Source organism: Chryseobacterium sp. A321, assembly GCF_054489265.1.
In genome coordinates, this window is record NZ_JBTMWZ010000001.1 from 306542 (window position 1) to 327784 (window position 21243).

Here is a 21243-nt window from a genome sequence, read left to right on the forward strand (position 1 = left end):
AAAAAACCGAAGATTATTCTTCGGTTTTTTTCTTTTTCACTGCCTTCGGCTTTTCAGCTTTCGGTGTTGCAACTTTTTCTACCACTGCCTCAGCCGTGGCTGTTTTTGCTTTTCTTGGGCGTGACTTTCCATAACTCCCTGCGATTCGTTTTCCTTTGGTTGTTTTTTTATCTCCTTTTCCCATATAAAATGTTTTTGTGGTTGTTATCCAAAGTTACAAAATATTTAATGAATATCTTTTGCCTCCTGTCCTAAAATCCAATCCCACCTCGAGAGCTTGCGAATCTTCCGGACTCCAATTTTCTCAATTCTCACGAAATACCGTATCTTTGCCCGCGAAAACTTTCACTTTATTTTAGAAGTTTGTCCCTTTAAATTAAGACCTACATTTATGTTCAGAACGCACACTAACGGAGAGTTAACTCTAACGAATCTAAACCAGGAAATAACACTATCCGGATGGGTACAAACCATCCGAGACAAAGGTTTTATGGTTTGGATCGATTTAAGAGACCGATATGGCATCACGCAATTGGTTTTTGATCAGGAGCGTTCTACGGAGGAATTAATGGAGAGTGTAAAGAAACTCGGCCGCGAGTATGTGATTCAAATTAAAGGCACCGTGATTGAACGAGCCTCAAAAAATCCAAAGATCCCGACCGGCGAGATTGAAATCTTAGTAAAAGAATTGCAAATCTTAAACGCCTCCGAACTCCCCCCTTTTACCATTGAAGATCAAACGGACGGAGGAGAGGAACTTCGAATGAAGTACCGCTATTTAGACATTCGAAGAAATCCGGTTAAAAACAAATTAATTTTCCGCCATCAGATGGCTCAAAAAGTAAGAAACTATCTTACGGATAAAGAATTCATTGAGGTGGAAACTCCCGTACTTATTAAATCAACTCCTGAGGGTGCAAGAGACTTTGTCGTCCCAAGCCGAATGAACCCTGGTCAATTTTACGCACTTCCTCAATCGCCTCAAACTTTTAAGCAGTTATTAATGGTGGGTGGTATGGACCGCTATTTCCAAATCGTGAAATGCTTCCGAGATGAAGATTTACGTGCAGACAGACAACCTGAATTCACGCAAATCGACTGTGAGATGGCTTTTGTTGAACAGGAAGAAGTACTGGAAATATTCGAAGGCTTAACAGCAAAGCTCCTTCAAGACATTACGGGTAAAACCTTCGGTTCTTTTCCAAGAATGACCTACCAAGAGGCAATGACCCGTTACGGAAATGACAAACCTGACATCCGGTTTGCGATGGAATTCGTGGAACTAAATGAAGAAATGAAAGGCAAAGATTTTCCGATCTTCGACCAGGCTCCCCTTGTTGTAGGAATCAACGTAGAAGGATGCGCAGAGTATACACGTAAGCAAATTGATGCGTTAGTTGAATGGATCAAACGTCCCCAAATCGGAGCCACAGGAATGGTCTGGGTTAAATACCAATTGGACGAAACCTTAACCTCGTCTGTCAACAAATTCTTTACTCCAGAGGATTTAAAACAAATCGCCCAAAAGTTCGGTGCGAAACCGGGAGATTTAATGTTAGTGCTAAGCGGCGAACACCAAAAAGTAAGAACCCAACTGTCCGCTCTTCGAATGGAGCTCGGAAATCAACTTGGTCTTCGTAAGTCGAATGAATTCTCCCCCCTATGGGTAGTGGATTTCCCACTCCTAGAATGGGACGAAGAATCCAATCGCTACCATGCGATGCACCATCCATTCACCTCGCCAAAAGCGGAAGACATTTCTCTTCTGGAAATTGCACCCGAAAGGGCAAGAGCAAATGCGTACGATTTGGTCCTTAACGGAAATGAAATCGGTGGGGGATCTGTACGAATCTTTGATCAAAAATTGCAAAGCAAAATGTTTGATCTTCTAGGGTTCACTAAAGAACAAGCACAATCACAGTTCGGATTCTTAATGGATGCCTTTAAATATGGAGCCCCTCCTCACGCAGGTTTGGCCTTTGGCTTCGATAGATTAGTGGCCATTTTAGATGGAAACGAAGTGATTAGAGATTACATTGCCTTCCCAAAAAACAATTCAGGTCGAGATGTAATGATTGATGCGCCGAGCCTTGTATCGGATCTTCAGCTGGAGGAACTGCATTTAAAAATTTCGGAATAAAGAAATATAATTCACTAAGAAATCCCAGTCATTGACTGGGATTTCTTATTTTTGACCAAATTTGTTCAATGAAATTCATAAAATTACTTCCCATTTTATTTGTTAGCCTAATGATCCAAGCGCAATCACTGACATCTTATGTAAATCCATTTATTGGAACGAAAACCATGGGACATACGTTTCCAGGTGCTGCAGCGCCCTTTGGCATGGTCCAACTCTCCCCAAGTACAAACCAGCAGCCTTATGCTCTGGACGGAAAGTACAACCCACTCACGTATCGCTATACAGCGGGTTACCAATACGAGGATTCAACCATTTTTGGCTTTGCTCATACCCATTTCAGTGGCGTGGGCCATAGTGATTTGGGCGATTTCTTAGTCATGCCCACCACAGGAGAGCTCCAACTAGAACCTGGCGAAGTGGATAAGCCTCGAAGCGGTTACCATTCACAGTATGATAAAGGAAGTGAAAAAGCAAGTCCTGGTTATTATACCGTAAACTTGAAAGACTACAATATTAAAGCGGAACTTACCGCCTCAGAACGTGTAGGATTCCATAAATATACATTTCCTAAAACCGATAAAGCGCATCTGATTCTAGATTTGATGCACAATATCTACAATTTTGAAGGAAAAAATGTTTGGACTTTTGTTCGAGTAGAGAACGATAACACCGTTGTGGGTTATCGAGAAACGACAGGCTGGGCAAGAACCAGGAAAGTGTATTTTGCTATGAAATTTTCACAACCTTTTACCAGTTATGGTAGAAAACGCTACGACACCCCTGTCTACAATGGTTTTTATCGAAAATTCAATGAAAATGAAAATTTCCCTGAATTCGCAGGAAGAGAAATTCGAGCCTACTTCAATTTTGACACGAACGAGAATCCAGAGCTCAAAGTTAAATTTGCTCTGTCTAATACATCCACGGCCGGTGCACTCAAAAACCTGGAACAGGAAATTCCAGGATGGGACTTTGAAAAACAAAAATTAATCACAGAAAAAAAGTGGGAAAAAGAACTCTCTAAAGTGCAAGTCACTAGTTTAACTCCACAAGACAAGCGAACCTTCTACACAGCACTCTACCACACTATGCTTTCGCCGATCGTCTACGAAGACGTCGATGGGACTTATCTTGGGCTAGACCAAAATTTGCATACCAGCGATGGCTTTACCAACTATAGTATTTTTTCCCTTTGGGACACGTACAGAGCATTGCATCCTTTGTACAATTTGATTCAACCCGCTCGTAACAACGATATGATGCATTCGATGATGGCTCATTATGACCAAAGCGTTCATAAGGCTTTGCCCATATGGTCTCATTATGCCAATGAAAACTGGTGTATGATTGGATACCATTCTGTATCTGCCCTAGCAGACGCCCTTAAAAAAGGCACAACTACCCTAGACCCTAAACGAGTACTAGATGCCGCAATCCATTCCTCAAATCTTTTCTACTATGACGGAATTGAGTCCTATTTAAAATACGGTTATGTGCCGGAAGACCTAAGCAGTGCTTCAGTGTCGAAAACATTAGAATATGCCTATGACGATTGGGCTATCGCCCAAATTGCGCAATTGGCAGGTGATAAAAATGCCGAACAAACCTATTTAAAAAGAGCGGAAAGCTACCAAAATGTTTACAATCCCGAGACAGGCTTCATGCATCCGCGTTTAGCCAATGGTCAGTTCAAAAAAGAGTTTGATCCTATGGACACGCATGGGCAAGGATTCATTGAAGGAAATGCCTTCAACTATGGACTGTATGTTCCACAAAACATTCCTCACATGATCTCCATGATGGGGGGCAAAACCAAATTTGCCACTCACCTCGATGAGATCTTCACCACAGAAATTGCGGATAAGTACATCGAAAAAAACGAGGATATTACACGAGACGGAATCATAGGGAATTATGTACATGGGAATGAACCCGGTCACCACATCCCGTATTTGTACAACTGGACGAACCAACCGTACAAAACGCAAATGCGTGTGCGAGGAATTCTTCGTACGATGTATAATGATCTACCTGATGGCCTTTGCGGAAATGACGATGCCGGACAGATGTCTGCTTGGTATATCTTTTCCTCACTTGGTTTTTATCCCGTCTTGCCAGGTTCTGACGAGTATGCCCTGGGTAGCCCTCTAGTGAAATCGGCTACACTGAACTTTGAAAATGGAAAAACCTTGCATATTCAAACTGAAAATCAATCGGAAAAGAATGTCTATGTGAAAGAAGTCTTATGGAACGGGAAAAAGATAGAAACCCCTTTCGTGAATCACAAGCAATTGACTCAAGGTGGCACTTTGCTATTTAGAATGAGTTCTAAACCGAAAATGTAACCTGGCGGGGTGTAGACACCTCAAAAAGGAAAAATAAAAAAAGCCTGCAAAGAGTTACTCTTCGCAGGCTTTTCAATTTCTATAGATCGATCTATTTCGTTTTCACATCTCCCGGCTCTGGGAAACGAGCCGCAGTAAATTCGCGAGAAACGGCAGATTTTTCAAATTTAAGTTTACCGGAAAGCGTCTCAATTACGATTCCATCTTCCTCTACTTGAGCAATTCTTCCGTGCATTCCTGAAGTGGTTACAATACGCTGTCCCACTTTAAGAGAGCCTTGAAAATTTTGCTCCTTCTTTTGCTTTTTCATTTGTGGGCGTAGCATCACAAAATACATGAAAACAAAGAAGAGTCCGAACATCACCAAAGTAGGCATCATAGAGCCTTCTCCTGGGTCTGCTTGTAAAAATACATTCAACATAAATTAAGGTTTTGTAACGTTAGCCGTAAAAGAAATAATAACTGGCGAACTTTCTACGTTTGCAAAAACTTGTGCTTGTTTGTTTTGAAATCCGTCAAAGCTTGAAGAGTCAAATCTTAGCATTACTTGCCCTTTTTCTCCAGGGAGAATTGGTTCTTTAGTAAATTCCGGCGCAGTACAACCACAACCTGGAACCACTTCTGAGATAATGAGTGGGTTTTCCCCTGTGTTGGTAACCTCGTATACGTGATCAACAGATTCTCCTTTTTTCACATCTTTAAAGTCCCAATGCGCTTCTGACAAAGCAAGGCTTGTTAGAGGACCTGCTGGCGCAGCCACTTGAGCTTCAGATTCTGCGGTTGTTGTTAATTGTTCTGGTGTTTGGTCTTTTTTACAAGAAGCTAAACCCAAAAATAATACCATCGGAATTAAAATACTTTTTTTCATTTTTCTTAATTTATTCGGTTCGTATCTTTTGAATATTTATCTAATATTCCATTTATAAATATATGGGATTTTTCTGAGCCATAAATTTTGGAAATTTCAACGTATTCATTGATAATTATCCTTGAAGGCGTAGCTTTGAAATAATCGAACTCTGTGATTCCTGCAACGATAATGATTTTATCCATCAAGGAAATCCGTTCTAAATCCCAATTTTCCAGCCTGTCTTTAATCTTCTGCTCTGTCTGCTCCCACTTGTTTATCGCTTCCCATAGGATCTTACGAGCAAAGGATTTATCTTGGTCATCCTTTAGCATCTTTATAAGCGTATGACTTGGCTGATCTGGCTTTAAAAACCCAAGGGTTTTCTGTACCATAGAATTCGCAATATGAAAATCATCGGCCCAGCTCATTTCCTTTTCTTCTAAACGATCGTGAAAATCTTCATTTTCGGCGACATAGCGTAGGAATAGTTTTCCAATGAACTTTTGATCGTCCTCAAAACTATGCGTATCCAAACTCATGAAATCTTGGTATCGCTTCCCTGCTGTCATCCTTTGGAAGGTTTTCACAAGCAAATCGTCGTGTAACTCCCATTGCAACTCTTGATGCTTCGAAGTGAAATTCAATCTTTCTGTATTCTCTTCAATAAGACCAAGTATACGGTTGTTTACAAATTTTTGATTGGGATTCAAATCATTTTCGGACTTGATATACTTGTTTTTCCCAATTTCAATTTGCTTTTCTGCTAGACTTTTGAGTGCTACCAAAAAATTCAATTGATATACGTACAAATTGAAAATCTTTTCAATTTCAGAAAACATATTTTTCTCCAAAATTTCATATTGAATCGGGTTTTGCCGATATGAATAGAGGTTTTCTACTACTTTTTCACGAATTTGCCTTCTTCCTAACATTCAAAGAACTTTTAATTTGCAAAGATAGAAAAAAGAAGCGGATTTTTCTTGTCTTTAGACCAGTAATTCCCACGAGGGTTTGGGATCCAATTTGCTCAAATACACGGGCCGTTTTATTTAGGGCTTACCGATTTTATGGAATGGGACTGAAAGAACCATTTATTTTTGTTTATTTTTGCATTCCTAACTAGGTAAAGAAAATGAACGCACTTAAAACCCTAAACCCTTATTTCTGGAAGCACCGCGTGCTTTTGTTTTGGGGTTTTCTTTTTATCATTGCAAGTAACTTCTTTAATATTTTCAAAGTTCAATTCGTGGGTAGATCTGTGGATGAGATTTCCAGCACGGGCAGTTTAGGATTCAATAAACAAGTATTAATCTATGTGGCCATCATTGTGGGATCTTCCCTTTTAACGGGATTCTTCACCTTTATGATGAGACAAACGATCATTGTCTCCTCACGCCGCATTGAATTCGAATTAAAAAACAAAATCTATCGTCATTACCAAGAATGGTCCCTCACAGATTTCAAGACCTCGACCATTGGAGACTTAATGAATCGATTAAGTGAAGACGTAGTAGCCGTACGGATGTATTTAGGACCGGGCGTGATGTATGTGGTCAACCTGCTTGTACTTCTTGTCATAACAAGCATCTATATGCTTCGAACTGATGTTCAAATGACGTTATGGACCCTCATCCCCCTTCCTATTCTGTCCTTTGTCATCTACAAGGTTAGCTCAATCATCAATAAAAAATCAAAAGTAATGCAGAAAAGTCAATCTGCTATTTCCACTTTTGTACAGGACAGTTTCTCGGGTATTCGTGTGGTAAAGTACTTTGCGAAGGAGAGATATATTGATCAAAAATACGGAGTTAAGGTTAAAGACTACCAAGACAAAGCCTTAGACCTCGCAAAAACAGAGGCGTACTTTTTCACCATTATCTTGCTTGTGATTGGTCTTTTAAATGTAGTCATCCTTCTTGTCGGAGGACAAAAATATTTAGCAGGGGAAATCTCAGTGGGTAAGATTGCAGATTTTTTTCTTTACATTAACATTCTAATCTGGCCTTTCTCCATGGTAGGCTGGGTGGTTTCGGTTAACCAAAGAGCAGCTGCTTCCATGAGCAGAATCAATGAGTTTCTCGAGAAAAAGTCAGAGATCACCAACTTAAATTCAGAAAAATATCCGATTCGAGGAGATATTGAATTTAGAAATGTATCGTATACATACCCAAACACGGGCATTGAAGCGCTTCACAACTTATCTTTTCACGTGAAAGCAGGCGAAAGCCTTGCGATCATGGGCAAAACCGGAAGCGGAAAAACGACCATTGCACTCCTGCTCGCTAGATTGATTGATCCCACAGAAGGAATCATTTTAATCGATGGAAAAGATTTAAAGCAGCACAACTTAACTAACTACCGAGATCACATCGGATTAATCCCTCAAGAAAGCTACCTGTTTTCAGACACCATCTTTCAAAACATTGGATTTGCAGTGGATAATCCCACCCAAGAGCAAATCGAAGAGTATGCAATAAAAGCAGACGTCCATAAAAACATCATCGGTTTTAAAAACCAATACCAAACCCTGGTCGGAGAACGTGGCGTCATGCTATCAGGTGGGCAAAAGCAAAGAATTTGCATTGCCAGGGCTCTCATTAAAGAACCGGAAATCATCATCTTTGACGATTCCCTGTCGGCCCTTGATACAGAAACCGAACAAAACATTCTTCAAAATATTGAAAGGGATTTAAAGAACTGTACCTCGATCCTTATTACCCATCGTGAGAGCAGCGCAAGACGTGCAGATCACATCCTAGATTTAACACCATCGCTGGAGTAATCCGCTTTATACTAAAGCCTAAAGGGGTTTTTCTACTTAAAGAATGCAACCAAAAAAAATATTTTCAGATTAAAAGAATTCTTTTATATTTGCTTCACTACATTTTTTAAAAAAACATCTGACAATGAGTGATTACAAGGAGCGCCACGAGAATGAAATATTCACAAAGGTGTTAAAGGCAGGGAGAAGAACATACTTTTTCGACGTACGCGAAACGAAAGCAGGAGATTACTATCTTACGATTACCGAAAGTAAAAAGAACTTTGGAGAGAACGGAGAAGCGAGCTTCGAAAAGCACAAAATTTACCTTTACAAAGAGGACTTTAAAGCTTTCCAAGAAATGTTTTCAGAATCAACAGATTTCATTATTGGGGAAAAAGGAGAGGATGTCATTTCTGACCGTCATGAAAAGGATTTCAAACCTCGTTCCTATACCATCGACACACCAGAGGATTTATAAGAATCGTATCTAAGATTCTAGACAATCCCTAAAATAAAAAAGCGTACTTGAATTTAAGTACGCTTTTTTTTGGGTGGATGATGGGTTTCGAACCCACGACCTTCGGAACCACAATCCGACGCTCTAACCAACTGAGCTACAACCACCGTTTTGTGGGTGCAAATATAATGCTTTTACCACAATTACAAAATTATATTATCAAAATTTTTAAGTCCTAGTAATTTTTCGCTTGTAAAGCCCTCCGCGTAGTCTACACCTGAGAGTCTTCCAAGGTTTTGAGCCCTATAGGTAAGGCTTTCTAAAAAATCTTTAGTCGCTATAGGTGTCATAGGTTGATCTGAATCCGGATCAAAAAATTGCGTCTTATACGCGAGACACGCCTCAATTTTCTTTTCCATCTGAGAGGTAATATCAATCACGAAATCAGGTATAATTTCTTTCCACTGAATGTAATGAAAAACTTGCTTTGGTCTCCACGGCTTTTGCACCACATCATCAAGATTGGTTTCTATTTTCACAAGCCCTGACAAGAAACAAGCATCCGACGCTAATTTAGCCCCTTTTGCATGGTCTGGATGGCGATCCTCAATTGCATTCGCAAGAACAATTTCGGGTTGGAACTTTCGTATCATTTTGACCATCTCTAGTTGGTAGTCTTTTATGTTTTCCAAAAACCCATCCGGCATTCCTAAGTTGACGCGCTCTGAGATGCCCAGTATTTTTAAAGCATTCGCAGCCTCCTCGGCTCTTGTTTTGTCCGTCCCACGAGTTCCTAGCTCTCCCTTGGTGAGGTCCACAATTACCACTTTCTTTCCCTGCTCCACAAGCATAGAAAGGGTTCCTCCACATCCCAGTTCGACATCGTCCGGATGGGCGCCAAATGCTAAAACATCTACTTTCATATGTCAAATTTAAGAAAAAAAAATCCCTCTTCGTAAGGAAGAGGGATAAACTATGTGATGAGTTTTATTCTTTCTCAGAAAGAGCAGTCTGAAGAGAAATCGCATCTGTATAGGACGGATTAATCTGGATGGCTTTTGCTGCATAGTCTTTTGCTTTTGCCACATCTTTATCTTGGTTATAGAATGCCACTAAATAGTATGCATACGATAAAGTTTCTTTACTTTGCGCTTGTTCTTCTGGAGTTTGCCCAAGGACAAGGTTAATGTAATTTTGGTAAGATCTCTCTGCAAGTTCATGGCTTCCTAGTTGTTGGTAAGCTACTCCTTTTGCATAGTAAGAATAAGCCCACTCAGGAGATAAGGCAATCATTCGATCCCAAGTAATTACAGCTCCGTCCCAGTTTTGAACTTCTTGGTATGCAGCACCTAAAGCCACCAAGGATTCAGCATCCTGAGGGTTGCTTGCGACTTTCGCTTTTAAACTTTGAATCTGAGGAGAAGTGGGTCCTGAATCCGCTGCCGCTTGGTTTGCACCACCGCCGCCTTGTGCTTTAATCAATTCCACGTCCCAATCCATTGTTTGGTCTTCTGCCTTTTTAGCAATGGCAATCTTTTGCTTCGCTTTCGCTAGTAAGTCTGCTTTTTGTGCAGGATCTTCTGTTTGTGCACTTTCTGCCGCATACAATAACCCTTGCAATCCTTCGTCTGCAGGTTGGATTCTAGACTTGTCGGTAACTGTAGTGACAAACTTGGTTAAGTTTTCTTGTGCACTTGCAATGTTATTGTCCGCACCATAATCTAGATAAGCACGTAACTTATATTTGATAGGGTCTTCCACTTTGTCAAAAATCTTATTTAAGACTTCTTTTGCGTTCGCATAGTCATCATTGATGAAATACAATTTAGCAATTTCCAATTGAGTATAAGGATCCTCGTCTGCATACTTCGTATAATCAATTAGGTTCTTTGTAACTGCCGCGTTGTTTCTAAAACGAAAGTTAAAAGCTGCACTTGCTTTATAGGCCGGCGCATAGGTTGGATCTACAGCCAATGCTTTGTTAATATTCGTTTCTGCTTGTTCCCACTGGTTTGCTGCCATCCAAAGTGTAGCCATTCTAGTGAAGACGGAAGCTTTATTTTTTGCCACAGCAGATGCTTTGTCATAAGCAGACATGGCACTACCTGGATCTTTTTTCAAACGGTAAGCATCTCCGAGTGCATAATAATAATTCGCTGGAACTCCTCTTTTCGATCTATCAATCGCCTTGTTCAAATAATCAATGGCTAAATCAGGTGAATTTAACACTTCAAACATAGTTAAGGCTTCAGCAGCACGATATAAAACTTCAGCATCCTTTTCTCTCGTATCCGAAACTACTTTCTGGATATCTGAGATGCCAGATTTATCACCTTTTGCTACCTTAATGGAAGCAAGACCAATCTTATTCAAATGACTCTTGCTATCGATCTCAAGACCTTTTTTAAAGTACTCTGCAGCCGTGTCAAAGTTTGGATCGAACTGAGAAAGGTAAGAATTTCCTAAGTAGAAGTAATTTGCCCCTTCTTTCGGTTCGTTTGCAATAAGTGCGTTAAAAATTTCTTTTGCCTTTGCGTATTTGTGACTATCCACATTCACGATACCCTCTTCAAGCGTTTGTCCAAAAGTCATGTTTGCCATAAGCAATACTCCTGCACCTAACGCAATTTTCTTCGATATTACAATCATATTTTTCATTTACTATTTCTATTTTTAAAAAGTTTCGAGTTCATTTACACAATTTTCGTTCCAAAATTGTATGCTATCTCATTTCCACCTCACGTTTGAAAATAAAATAAGGCTGTAATCCTTCTTTGCTGACTACAATTTGCCCTTTTTGAGAGGAGGCAAACCTCATAAGTCCATTTGCCATTCCAAAGGTATTCTCCCCACTCAACATATAAATGAGTCGAGTAAAAGGATATTCTAAACTTTGAATTGCTTTCGGACTTGGAAGTAGACTTCTTTTGCCGTCGTTGATTTTTAAAATCTTCACCATAGAGCGAAGCTCCTGCGCCTCTGGCGAATAAGGTCTACTAATCGTATTTAAGCTAATGACTCCAATTCGATCCCTATGTTTTGCTAATTCACGAATCACCTGTTCATTTCCACTAATAGTGGAAAATTTAAGATCTTTTGGGGCTTTCTTAAAATAATGCGCCACAAAATTTAAATTCCCAGAATTGGTTCCGTCGAAGATTAAATTCTTTTTATCAGAGTCTAATTGTTTTTCAATCTCATCCAGAGTGATCTCTGTTCTAGTAGAGTTCCTATCCACTATAAAAACCACGGCATCCGCGGCTATATACGCTGGTTTGTATTTAATATCGAGAGCACGCTCGTATTCCGTGATTTCTTCTTTTGAAAGAATCCTTGACATTACAGCCAGTTTGGATCGCCCCTGAAGGATCTCTAAGAAAGCAAGGTCTTCTTTCTCTACTCTAACCTTTACTTTCGTATCGGAATAATTGATAGAATAAGCATCTGCTAGAGCTTCTGTAACACTTTTAAAGGAATCGTCCGTAAGAATCGTGATTTCTCCTTGATGGTAACTATTCACTTGCGGTTCCTCAACCTTTTCCTTCTTTTTACATCCTAGGGCCGTTAAAAGAATGCAAAGAACTACTATACTATATTTCATCTTTGCTTTTTTGAAGCTTTTTAAATCCACGATACGTTCGAAAGAGTCCATACACAATGAGTATGGCACCTAAACCATAAGCCACGTTTGGCTCTAAGTAAATGACAAAAAATTTATAAATAATGACAAATACGCCTAAAATAACGTAACAAAGTCCAGTTGCTAAAGAAAGCCAATTAAACACCATAGGAGCAAAAATATAAAAAAAAAGAGAAGCAGTGCTTCTCTTTTTTCAATTTATTAGTAGAGACTACTCAAAATTCATACTTAAAGGCAATCTAAATCTATAACGAACGTTCTGGCCATTAATTTTGGCTGGTTTCCATTTGTTACGGATCGATTTCACCGTTCTTTCTGCTTCGCGGTTGAAGTCTGAGTTTGGACCATTTGCCTTTACTTGCGTAAGAGATCCATCTCTTTCTACAACAAACGTAATTTCCGTTTTCAGAGTTCCTTCTCCACCTGACATTGCAGACGTATCGAAGTTACTACTTACACGGTTACGGAATGAGTTAATCCCGCCAGGGAATTCAGCTTGCTGTTCAACTTCACTATAAACTTCCGTTGTACTTGGTGCTGGTTTCGCTTCTACCGTAGCTGCCTTTGTCCCTGTGGACGGTGGCGGCGGAGGTGGCGTGTAACTTGGTGCTTTCACTCCCTCCTGATTCTGAAGTCCAGTAGTCGTTTCCAATTGCTTCGTAATTGGCGGCGGCGGTGTTTCCACCTTTGGTGCTCTTTTCGGCTCTGGAACCACGTTTTGAATCACCTCAATCTTAGGTTCTTCTTTTGGGGGAGGTGGGGGAGGTGGTTCTTCCTCTTTCGGTTGCTCTATTATCATTTCCTCCGGTTGAATGTCAATAAGATTCGCATTTACCTCTGTTTTTTCAACAGCGTTCATTTGCTTAATCTTCATGACTACAACGGGCGTAATAGCACCCACACAGAATATCACAGTTCCTAAAACGAAGGCTTTGGTTAAGTTCTTCGAATAAATCTTACGAAGATCATAGGCACCGTAGGTTTTATTTCTGTTCTCAAATACAATTTCATCTAAACTTAGATTGTCCTTGTATACATTTTCATCTGCCATTTAAATATTCATTTACAATTAAATAATTATTGTTGACCTTCCGCTGGCGCTGTACCTGCAGTACTTACGCCAACTTTTTGATCGTAAATGGCTTGCTCATAGCTTCGAATATCGGTAATACCGTACTGTTCACTCTTCGTAATAGCCATTTCGTCTAACATGTCAACAAAATTCTTGTATAAGGCCTCGTCTGTAGGTTTGATAATCACCGTAAATTTGGTTTCATCTTCTGCCCCAGCTTTTGCTTGCTGAATTACTTTTCTAATTCCTTCTCTATCAAGAGTCGTTTCAAATAGGGTTGAAGCATTCAATCCTGCTTGATCTTGCTGATGATAGAAGATTCTATTGTCTTTACCAATAATGATTGAAATTGAATTGCTCAATTTAATTTCAGTATCGGGACTCTTTTGATCCTCCTTTGGTTTTGCAGGCAATCCTAAATCCATCACATTCGGTTTGTTGAAGGTTGTCACCAACATAAAGAATGTAATCAAAAGAAAGGCCAAATCCACCATTGGTGTTAAGTCTACGTGTGGTGGCTGCTTTTTAGAACGAACTTTGCCGCCCTTGCCACTCTGATCTTTAACTTGTACTTCTGCCATTTCTTTCTTAATTAGCTACTTCCTGATTTGTAATTAACCAAAACTTAAGATAATCAATATCTCTCAACCCTTCAAACAGACTTTTCACTCTGTCATACTTGGTATTGGTATCTCCTTTAATTGCCAATTTATAGTCTGAATTAACCGCTAAACTTTGTTGAACCCAATCAATAAGTTCTTTTTGATTATCGTCCATCGGAATACCTGGAGCTTTAAAAGCTTTTCGGTCGTCTTCAGATAAATTCAGGAACCCTTTTAATTGGCTCATTGGCACTCCTACCGCTGGCACTTTTGCAAAGGTTGCTTTTTCTGCATTTGTGAACGTAGTTCCGTACTTCTTCGCCATATTATCCAAAAGCTGTAATCTTTCTGTTCCATTTTCTACTGGAGTAAAATAGAACCTTCCGTCCGTGGTGGTTAATACTGTCATTAAACTCGCATCGGGAAGCAGCTTTTCAGAAATTGAAGATGGCGTCGTGATAGTCTCTACGTCCGGTTTTGCAAACTGGGCGGTGAGGATAAAGAACGTAAGTAGTAAGAACGACACATCGGTCATGGCCGTCATATCTACCCGTATATTATGTCTCTTTGGTTTGACTCTCGCCATTATATCTTTATTATTTATTAAACTTCTAAAAAATTCTGCAAATCAAATCGACGCATTTGCGCGATCTAATCGAAACACCTTCTTATTGGTGTTCTGCAAATGACTGTTGGATAGACATTGCGATCTCGTCGATCTTGAATGTCAGTCCGTCAATCTTAGAAGTAAAATAGTTGTAGAAGATAATCGCTACTGCAGAAGTACCAATACCTAAAGCCGTGTTAATAAGGGCTTCAGAAATACCTACTGATAATTTTGCAGAGTCTGGAGTACCTCCTCCATCACCTAAAGCACTAAATGCCGCGATCATCCCCATTACCGTTCCTAATAGAGCGACTAGGGTTGCCACTGTACCTAATGTAGAAAGAATCATCATGTTCTTTTCAAGCATTGGCATCTCAAGAGTGGTTGCTTCTTCGATTGACTTGTTAAGAGCGACCATTTTTTGCTCTTTTGTCATCGTGGTATCATGAGATAAAGCTTTGTAAGAAGTAAGACCTTCTTTTACCACATTTCCAACAGTACCTCTTTGTCTGTCACATTCTTCCATGGCTTCATCAATGTTCCCTTCGTTAAGGAGACTTCTGATTTTCAAAACGAATTGGTCTAGGTTCCCTTGACCTTGTGCTTTGTTCAACATAATTGCACGCTCAATTGCAAATACTAATACAATAAGCATGAAAGTAATTAGAACTGGGATAATTACACCTCCCATGTAAATAATTCCTAGAGCTCCTTGTGGATGTAATTCCGATCTTTCTATATCTGTAAAGGCAACGGAGCTAGCACCGTCAATTCTTGCATCGGGTGCAAAGTTACTTGTACTACCCAGTACGAACCAATAGATACAAACTCCGATTACGAATAGAATTGGAATAATTAACGCAGGTTTTAACCCTCCTGCTTTTTTAGCAACTAATTGCTCCTCTGTGTTTGAAACATTCATTTCCATATTTAACTAAATTATAATTGTTATTATTTTAATTTTTCGAGCGGTAAAATAAAGGCAAATTTTTTATTAATGCAAGAGTTTCGCACAAAGTTCACAATTTTTTTTTCTATGTTAATTCAAATTAACATTGAGAAATTAGCAATTTTATTGCGGAAAATTATGAATATTTTTTATTCTGTGAGAAAGCTGTAAACAATTGAAAATATCAAACTTTATTTTTTCGAAATTATCATTTTATTATTGTATAATTTGATAATTAGACTACAATATTAATAATTTTTTTCGGAACGATAATCACTTTTTTGGGTGAATTTCCAGCCAATTGTCCTTGTGTTCTCGAATCTTCTAATACAAGGTTTTGAATCTCTTCAGTGCTAAGTTCTGCATCCAGAGACATTTTGAATCGCATTTTACCATTAAAACTAACCGGATAGTCAATCTTGTCCTCGATTAAATAAGCCTCGTTCAATTCTGGGAACGCTTCAAATTCAATGCTTGTCGAATTTCCTAACAACCTCCAAAGCTCTTCACATAAATGGGGAGCGTAAGGCGAAATAATCACAGCTAAAGGACCTAGTATGTCCCTTTTGTTGCATTTTAATCGATTCAGCTCGTTCACGGCAATCATAAACTGGGACACAGAGGTATTAAAAGAGAAGTGCTCCAAATCATAATTAACCTTTTTCAGTAGGGTGTGAAGAATTTTAAATTCTTCCTTGCTCGGCTGCTCGTCACTTACATTAAAGTCGTCTCCCGTGAAATACAAATTATAGAATTTCTTTAGGAATCCAAAGACCCCAGAAAGCCCCTGTGTATTCCATGGCTTACTTTGTTCTAAAGGTCCTAAGAACATTTCGTAAAGCCTTAGAGCATCTGCTCCGTATTCTTCACATATGTCGTCCGGATTCACGACATTGAATTTGGATTTGGACATTTTTTCTACCTCTCTTTCTGTCCAGTATTTCCCGTCCTCCAATAAAAACTCCGCATCGTGAAAGTCCTTTCTCCACGCTTTGAATTTTTCAAGATCCAATTCATCGCTGGTTCCCTTTAAAAGGGAAACGTCCACATGCAGTTTTTGCGTGGTATACTGGGAAGCCAAATTTTTAGAAACGAACTGGTTCGTTCCTTCAATTCGAAACACAAAAGCGCTCATTCCAAGGATCATGCCTTGGTTAATCAATTTTTTGAACGGCTCCTCTGCTACGACCCACCCACGATCGTACAAAAACAGATTCCAAAAGCGGGAATAAAGCAAATGCCCAGTGGCATGCTCGCTTCCTCCAATATACAAATCCACCTGCCCCCAATAGTTAGCAAGCTTTGGATCTACAAATTCCTCTGTGTTCGAGGGGTCCATATAGCGAAGGAAATACCAAGAACTTCCTGCCCATCCCGGCATTGTGGAAAGCTCTAAAGGAAAAACGGACTCGTGATCAATCCTATCCGTTTCTACCACTTTCTGATCCTTTTCATCCCAAGCAAAGAAATTGGCGTTTCCTAAGGGAGGATCGCCCTCGGGCGTCGGCAAATACTTATCCACCTGAGGAAGTGCTAGGGGAAGCGCTTCTTTTGGAAGAGTATATGGAAGTCCCTTCTTATAATAAATGGGAACAGGTTCTCCCCAGAAACGCTGTCTAGAGAAAATAGCATCTCTTTGTCTATAGTTTGTCGTTCCTTCACCTATTCCCCGCGATTGAATCTCTTCAATCATTCGAGTCTTCGCAGATTCAAAATCGAGTCCATCCAAAAACTGTGAATTCTCACAAACCGAATCTTTCGAGTCGAAAGATTCTTCATTTATATCGAGATCATTTTTAATCACGCTTACGATGGGAAGTCCAAAGGCTTTTGCGAAACGATGGTCTCTTTCATCGTGCGCAGGAACAGCCATCACCGCTCCCGTACCGTAACCCATAAGCACGTAATCAGAAATATAAATCGGCATTAATTCGCTCGTAAACGGGTTCGTCACATAACTGCCTGTAAAGGCTCCACTGACATTTTTAACTTCCGTCATACGGTCTCTCTCCGTTTTCTTCTGCGTATGACTTATGTACAGCTCAATTTGCTCCTTATTTTCCTCTGTCGTAAGTTTCTCCACCAAAGGATGCTCTGGGGCTAAAACCATAAAGGTCGCACCAAACAAAGTATCGGGTCGAGTCGTAAAGACCTCAATGGTCTCACCGCTTTGAGACGAAAATCGAACCTTTGCCCCTTGCGATTTCCCAATCCAATAAGTTTGTGCATCCTTTAGTGGCTCTGGCCAATCTAGCGAATCTAAACCGCTAAGCAAACGTTCGGAGTACGCCGTAATTCGCATACTCCACTGCATCATCTTCTTTTGATAAACCGGGAACCCGCCTCGTTCTGACTTGCCGTCTTTCACCTCATCGTTGGCAAGCACGGTTCCAAGTCCAGGACACCAATTTACTGTGGTTTCTGCTCTGTAAGCGAGTCTATAATTTAGTAAAATATCTTGTTGGTCTTGCTCTGTAGCCTCGTTCCATTCCTGAGCCGTGAAGCTAAGAATCTCACCCTGTTCCGCATTTAGGGTACTTGTCCCAAACTGCTCAAAGTGCTGAATCAGACTCTGAATGGGTTCCGCTTTGTTTGTATCTAGGTTATACCAAGAATGAAAAAGTTCAATAAAGATCCATTGTGTCCAGCGGTAGTACTCAGGGTTCGAAGTTCGAAGTTCTCGGCTCCAATCAAAGGAAAACCCTAAGCGCTTTAGTTGTTGTTCGTAACGCTCAATATTATTCTCCGTAGTAATTGCGGGATGCTGCCCCGTTTGAATTGCATACTGCTCTGCCGGAAGCCCAAAGGAATCATATCCAATGGGATGGAGCACGTTAAACCCTTGGTGTCTTTTGTAACGCGCATAGATATCGGAGGCAATATAACCTAGCGGGTGCCCTACGTGGAGCCCTGCACCGGACGGGTAAGGGAACATATCCAATGCATAAAATTTTGGTTTTTGAAAATCCGCACTGGGTTTGTAAGTTTGGTTATCACGCCAATAGTCTTGCCATTTTTTTTCAATGGCCTGATGATCGTAGAACATTATGCTTTTATAAATTAAATTAAACTTGAATTGTGCAAGCTACAAATTTAAGATTTTGAATTGAAAAAATAGACTCTCTTTTTAGGGCTGGGAGTTATTAACTAATTCTTCTATCTTTTCTAGAATAAGGGTCGCACTAGAAGGCTGAGCACCGACAAATTTGCCCGCATTTCGTCCCATAGCCTGAAGTTGAGCGGAGTTCCTTAGTAGCTTCGATATAAATTGTTGGGCTTCCTCTACAGTAGAAAACGATCGGGCAGCCTCAGCCTCAATTAAGGCATCCGCTTCCGGATTCTCTCTGTATTGATTCCCAAAAAACACAGGAATACCAAAGGCAGCTGCTTCCAAACAATTGTGAAGACCCTTGCTATGAAATCCTCCTCCCACCACCGCAAGATCTCCATACCCATAGACTTTAGAAAGCATTCCAATCGAATCCAAAACCAAAATGCGAGCATCTCGGCATTTTATACTATTTTCACTTGTAATCTCTGAGTAAAAAAGTGCTTCTGGCAGTCGCATGCGAAGCTTTTTTAAACGGGCGAGATCGTGGGGTGCAATTAATAGCTTTGCTTCTGGGTGTGATTGACTAATCTCAAAGGCTATTTCTTCCTCCGCCTCCCAGCTACTCCCGAAAATAAGCAAGGGATGTTCCCCTTTAAACGCCGGAATATAAGGGATCTCAACGGCTTGTCGCACATTTTCTTTTACGCGATCAAATCGCGTATCTCCACTCACAGAACCCTGCGTAAGTCCTAAGGAATCGGCTAAGGAAAGTGACTGAGGGGTTTGATGAAAAAACCAGTGAATCCCTTTTTCAAGTCTTTCCACTAAAGGCCTTCCGATGGGTTTAAAAAATACTTGATCTTTATAGAAAAGAGCAGAAACAACAAAAAGTTTTGTTGAGCGCGCATTTAACTGCTTAATTAGCTCGTACCAATAATCGTATTTCACCGTGAAAAAAATCTGGGTATTTAGACTATTTACAAACGGCGTCATTTCACCTTTTAAATCAAAAGGCAGATAGCACAAAACGCGATTCGGATTTGAATTTTTTCTTTCTTTGACTTCGTATCCGGAGGGGGAAAAAAAAGTGATTAAAGTTTTGTAGTGAGGATACTGTTTTTCGAGGAGTTCAAGAACAGGAAGTCCTTGCTCATATTCCCCTAAACTGGCGGCATGCATCCATAGTACAGGTTCTTCTAAGGAGATGCGTGAGCGAACTTTTTCAAGGCTCTTTTTTCTGCCTCGAAGTCCAAGTCTTAATTTCGCATTAAACAAAGCTCCAATTTTGAACCCAAGAATAAGCAACCGAATAAAAAAAGGATAGAGGATAGACATAAAAAAATCCAATTAATTGTTCAATTTAGTCAAGAATTCTCTTGATGAACCTAAGTTTATGCGAATGCATATTGAGCTCGGAATTAAAGATTCCCGAGGAATCGAGGCAATCCATTCGCACATGCCCGTATACATGTATTATTTTCTGATTTTCCGTCATAATGCCGGCATGCACGATTTGCCCTTCCGCATTTTCAAAAAAAGCAACATCCCCGGCCTGCGCTTCCCCCACAAAGGACAGCACCTCACCTCTCTCTGCTTGGTCTTTTGCATACCTTGGTAAACGCAAGCCCATGGCTTTAAAAATAAGCTGAACGAAGGCCGACCCGTCTAACCCAAAGCTACTTCTCCCGCCCTCAAGAAAGGGTGCTCCCACCATCTCCATCAGTAGATTTTCGATGCTCGAGCGATTTGAATCTAGGTCCTCGGGGTCGTTAGATTCAATTTCTGATCCTAGGGAAAGTACAAGTGTGGAATCTCCTTTCTTTAATTGCGCAAACCTTTTAGAGAGGCATCTCGAAGAACTCTCGAGCAAATCTTCAGAATCTAACATGGCAATTTGTGTCAGATCGATCCAACCTTGAACTCCGTCATAGTCCATCTCAATCTTAGCGCTTTGTTTGCGGGTTTCTAACACCGTCATGGTTTCCCCGTAAAGGGCTTGACTTACCATTGCAACTCCAATCGAATCTTCCTCGCGAATTGCAGCCACGCTCTCCATACAAATTGCCTTTCTCATAAAAATAGATTTTGTCATGTCCCCAAAAAGAAGGGTACTTTATTTTTTTATTGCCACATGAACTCCGTCGCGCAAAGGTAAAATAAGATTTTCAAACCCCTCATCTTTAGCAAGCATATCGTTTAGTTGCTGAATCACTCTAGTCGATTTAAGCGTGGGTTCTGTTTCAAGAACTTTCCCGTACCAAAGCACATTGTCAAACAATAGAATCGCCCCTGGATTTAGTTTGGGTTTTATTAGTTCGAAGTAGGTCACATAATTTTCTTTGTCTGCATCAATAAAAACCAAATCAAATGTTTGGTCTGTATTCTTCAAGTACTTTATTGCATTTTCGAGGCGAAACTCGATACGATTTGCAAGTTCGCTTTGCTCGAAATAGGATTTAGGAAGATATGCTAGATCTTCATTAATATCAAGAGTCACAATTTTTCCGTCAGGAGCTAGGCCTTCCGCAAGACACAAAGTTGCGTAGCCGGTAAAGGTCCCCACCTCTAGAATAGTTTTGGGTCGCTTTAGTTGTGAAATCATCGAAAGAAAACGACCCTGTTGGTACCCTGAAATCATGTGCGGCTGCGTAGTCTTCTGGTATGTCTCGCGGCGTAGGCGGTTTAAAAGTGCAGGCTCCTTGGAGGCGTGCTGTTCCAAATAACGATCCATTTCTGGTAAGTTTTCTTCAAAATAACTCATA

19 protein-coding genes and 1 tRNA gene are annotated in these 21243 nt (G+C 40.2%); 4 read left to right on the forward strand and 16 right to left on the reverse strand.

Going from position 1 to position 21243, the window contains the following annotated elements; all coding sequences use genetic code 11:
* Positions 1–13 precede the first annotated feature (13 nt).
* Positions 14–184 (reverse strand): 30S ribosomal protein THX, encoded by a 171-nt coding sequence (locus tag ACX3PZ_RS01490; RefSeq protein ID WP_459084729.1) that lies wholly within the window; start codon positions 182–184, stop codon positions 14–16.
* Between the two features lie 207 nt (positions 185–391).
* Between ACX3PZ_RS01490 and aspS the strand changes: the two genes are divergently transcribed.
* Both aspS and ACX3PZ_RS01500 read left to right on the forward strand, forming a co-directional pair.
* Positions 392–2140 carry an aspartate--tRNA ligase gene (gene aspS / locus ACX3PZ_RS01495; protein ID WP_459111845.1) on the forward strand — a complete coding sequence of 583 codons (1749 nt, stop codon included), beginning with the start codon at positions 392–394 and terminating at the stop codon, positions 2138–2140.
* 68 nt (positions 2141–2208) lie between these two features.
* A complete protein-coding gene (locus ACX3PZ_RS01500; protein WP_459084733.1) occupies positions 2209–4488 on the forward strand; it encodes a GH92 family glycosyl hydrolase in 2280 nt (759 codons plus the stop codon).
* A gap of 91 nt (positions 4489–4579) precedes the next feature.
* Here the strand turns inward: ACX3PZ_RS01500 and yajC are convergent, their stop codons facing one another.
* From yajC to nusB, 3 genes are read right to left on the reverse strand one after another with little or no spacing between them, the layout of a single operon-like run.
* On the reverse strand, positions 4580–4909 hold the full coding sequence (gene yajC, locus ACX3PZ_RS01505) for a preprotein translocase subunit YajC (protein ID WP_459084734.1): 330 nt from the start codon (positions 4907–4909) through the stop codon (positions 4580–4582).
* A 3-nt stretch (positions 4910–4912) separates the two neighbouring features.
* Complete coding sequence (locus tag ACX3PZ_RS01510) at positions 4913–5356, reverse strand: DUF1573 domain-containing protein (RefSeq protein WP_459084736.1); 444 nt, start codon at positions 5354–5356, stop codon at positions 4913–4915.
* Positions 5357–5361: 5 nt separating this feature from the next.
* On the reverse strand, positions 5362–6270 hold the full coding sequence (gene nusB, locus ACX3PZ_RS01515; protein WP_459084738.1) for a transcription antitermination factor NusB: 909 nt from the start codon (positions 6268–6270) through the stop codon (positions 5362–5364).
* Between the two features lie 200 nt (positions 6271–6470).
* On the opposite strand from nusB, the gene ACX3PZ_RS01520 reads away from it, so the two are divergent.
* Both ACX3PZ_RS01520 and ACX3PZ_RS01525 read left to right on the forward strand, forming a co-directional pair.
* Positions 6471–8120 carry an ABC transporter ATP-binding protein gene (locus tag ACX3PZ_RS01520; protein ID WP_459111846.1) on the forward strand — a complete coding sequence of 550 codons (1650 nt, stop codon included), beginning with the start codon at positions 6471–6473 and terminating at the stop codon, positions 8118–8120.
* A 124-nt stretch (positions 8121–8244) separates the two neighbouring features.
* On the forward strand, positions 8245–8580 hold the full coding sequence (locus tag ACX3PZ_RS01525) for a DUF3276 family protein (RefSeq protein ID WP_459084742.1): 336 nt from the start codon (positions 8245–8247) through the stop codon (positions 8578–8580).
* 72 nt (positions 8581–8652) lie between these two features.
* Here ACX3PZ_RS01525 and ACX3PZ_RS01530 read toward each other — a convergent pair.
* The 12 genes from ACX3PZ_RS01530 to ACX3PZ_RS01585 all read right to left on the reverse strand — a co-directional run bounded on the left by ACX3PZ_RS01530 (position 8653) and on the right by ACX3PZ_RS01585 (position 21242).
* Positions 8653–8726 (reverse strand) — tRNA-His (locus ACX3PZ_RS01530).
* A gap of 36 nt (positions 8727–8762) precedes the next feature.
* Positions 8763–9482 carry a bacillithiol biosynthesis deacetylase BshB1 gene (bshB1, locus tag ACX3PZ_RS01535; RefSeq protein ID WP_459084743.1) on the reverse strand — a complete coding sequence of 240 codons (720 nt, stop codon included), beginning with the start codon at positions 9480–9482 and terminating at the stop codon, positions 8763–8765.
* A gap of 64 nt (positions 9483–9546) precedes the next feature.
* Entirely contained in the window at positions 9547–11208 is a 1662-nt protein-coding gene (locus ACX3PZ_RS01540) for a tetratricopeptide repeat protein (protein WP_459084744.1), read from the reverse strand.
* Positions 11209–11281: 73 nt separating this feature from the next.
* Positions 11282–12160, reverse strand: coding sequence for a PstS family phosphate ABC transporter substrate-binding protein (locus ACX3PZ_RS01545; RefSeq protein WP_459084745.1), 879 nt, complete (start codon positions 12158–12160; stop codon positions 11282–11284).
* 250 nt (positions 12161–12410) lie between these two features.
* Positions 12411–13250 carry an energy transducer TonB gene (locus ACX3PZ_RS01550; protein WP_459084747.1) on the reverse strand — a complete coding sequence of 280 codons (840 nt, stop codon included), beginning with the start codon at positions 13248–13250 and terminating at the stop codon, positions 12411–12413.
* A gap of 26 nt (positions 13251–13276) precedes the next feature.
* The gene (locus ACX3PZ_RS01555; protein ID WP_459084748.1) at positions 13277–13852 is read right to left on the reverse strand and encodes an ExbD/TolR family protein; all 576 of its coding nucleotides are present in this window, start codon (positions 13850–13852) and stop codon (positions 13277–13279) included.
* Between the two features lie 7 nt (positions 13853–13859).
* Positions 13860–14459 carry an ExbD/TolR family protein gene (locus ACX3PZ_RS01560; protein ID WP_459084749.1) on the reverse strand — a complete coding sequence of 200 codons (600 nt, stop codon included), beginning with the start codon at positions 14457–14459 and terminating at the stop codon, positions 13860–13862.
* 82 nt (positions 14460–14541) lie between these two features.
* Complete coding sequence (locus ACX3PZ_RS01565; RefSeq protein ID WP_459084750.1) at positions 14542–15408, reverse strand: MotA/TolQ/ExbB proton channel family protein; 867 nt, start codon at positions 15406–15408, stop codon at positions 14542–14544.
* Between the two features lie 256 nt (positions 15409–15664).
* Positions 15665–18475: a leucine--tRNA ligase gene (gene leuS / locus ACX3PZ_RS01570; protein WP_459084751.1), complete on the reverse strand. Its 2811-nt coding sequence runs from the start codon at positions 18473–18475 to the stop codon at positions 15665–15667.
* 81 nt (positions 18476–18556) lie between these two features.
* Positions 18557–19816 (reverse strand): 3-deoxy-D-manno-octulosonic acid transferase, encoded by a 1260-nt coding sequence (locus ACX3PZ_RS01575; RefSeq protein ID WP_459084752.1) that lies wholly within the window; start codon positions 19814–19816, stop codon positions 18557–18559.
* Positions 19817–19841: 25 nt separating this feature from the next.
* Positions 19842–20555 (reverse strand): C40 family peptidase, encoded by a 714-nt coding sequence (locus ACX3PZ_RS01580; RefSeq protein ID WP_459084753.1) that lies wholly within the window; start codon positions 20553–20555, stop codon positions 19842–19844.
* A gap of 39 nt (positions 20556–20594) precedes the next feature.
* Positions 20595–21242, reverse strand: a complete 648-nt coding sequence (locus ACX3PZ_RS01585; protein WP_459084754.1) for an O-methyltransferase — start codon at positions 21240–21242, stop codon at positions 20595–20597.
* Position 21243: the final 1 nt, after the last annotated feature.